The sequence below is a fragment of the Curtobacterium sp. B18 genome (assembly GCF_000333375.1).
Classification (GTDB): domain Bacteria; phylum Actinomycetota; class Actinomycetes; order Actinomycetales; family Microbacteriaceae; genus Curtobacterium.
In genome coordinates, this window is sequence record NZ_BACZ01000050.1 from 1 (window position 1) to 1,333 (window position 1,333).

At 76.1% G+C, this 1,333-nt stretch carries 1 protein-coding gene; it reads left to right on the plus strand.

Annotated elements, in window-relative coordinates:
• Window positions 1–1,082 (plus strand): phosphopantothenoylcysteine decarboxylase domain-containing protein (locus tag I5E_RS01385; protein ID WP_022905418.1); only part of this gene is annotated, 1,082 nt, incomplete at its 5' end.
• Window positions 1,083–1,333: the final 251 nt, after the last annotated feature.

The following is a 1,333-nucleotide window of genomic DNA, read 5'->3' on the forward strand; positions in this document are numbered from 1 at the left end:
GCGCCCCGGCCACCGCCGACGCCCTCGCCCGGATGGCCGCGGGGCTCGCCTGGGACCTGCTCGGCACGACGCTGCTCGCGACCGAGGCTCCCGTCGTGGTCGCACCCGCGATGCACCCGCAGATGTGGGAGCACCCGGCGACCCGGGCAAACGTGGCGACCCTGCGCGACCGTGGCGTCCACCTCGTCGGCCCGGTCGTCGGGGCGCTGACCGGCGACGACGCGGGGATCGGCCGGATGGCGGAGCCCGAGGACATCGTCACCGCGGCGCTCGCGGTGCTCGACGACCGCGCGGGCACCGACCGAGCGGGCACCGACCGAGCGGGCACCGACCGAGCGGGCACCGACCGCGCAGGCGCCGAGCGGGCGGGCACCACCGGGGTCGCCGGGACCGGAGCCCGTGGCGAGCTCGGTGACCTCGCGGGCGTCCGCGTCGTCGTCAGCGCAGGCGGCACCCGCGAGCCGTTCGACCCGGTCCGGTTCGTCGGCAACCGGTCGAGCGGTCGGCAGGGCATCGCGATCGCGGCCGACGCGGCCCGGCGCGGCGCCGAGGTGACGCTGGTGAGCGCGAACGTCGAGGCGTCGCTCACCGCCGGGCTCGACGTGCGGGTCGTCGCCGTCGGGTCCGCGCTGGAACTCGCGGACGCGGTGCACGCGGCAGCAGCCGAGGCCGACGTCGTCGTGATGACGGCGGCGGTCGCCGACTACCGTCCCCGCGAGGTGCGCGCCGAGAAGCTCAAGAAGGAGGCGCAGGGCGAGACCATGACGCTCGAGCTGGTGAAGAACCCCGACGTGCTGGCCGACCTCGTCGCGGCCCGCCGTACCGGGCAGATCATCGTCGGGTTCGCCGCCGAGACCGAACCGGACCGTGACGCCCGCATCGCGCTCGGACGGGCGAAGATCGCCCGCAAGCCGGCGGACCTGCTCGTGGTGAACCACGTCGGCTGGTCGTCGGGGTTCGAACGCGAGGAGAACGCCATCGAGGTGCTCGTCCCCGGCGGCGACGTGGTGCGCGAGGCGTCCGGCAGCAAGGCCGAGGTGGCCGCGGTCGTCCTCGACCTCGTCGCGACTGCCCTGACCTGAGCCCCGCACGCACCCGAGCCCCGCACGCACCTGAGCCCCGCACCGTCCCACACCGCGCCACCTGAGCGATCTCCGTGCGTGCCGGGCGCCGCACGGGGCAGCATGGGCCCATGCGACGACGCGAGCGCGCACGACGCGCCACCCGGACCGCCACCCTCCTCGCCGTCGTGCTGGGCGGGGCCGGCGTCACCCACTTCCTGCGACCGCGGGGCTACGACCGGATCGTCCCGGACGCCCTCCCGCCCCGGTTG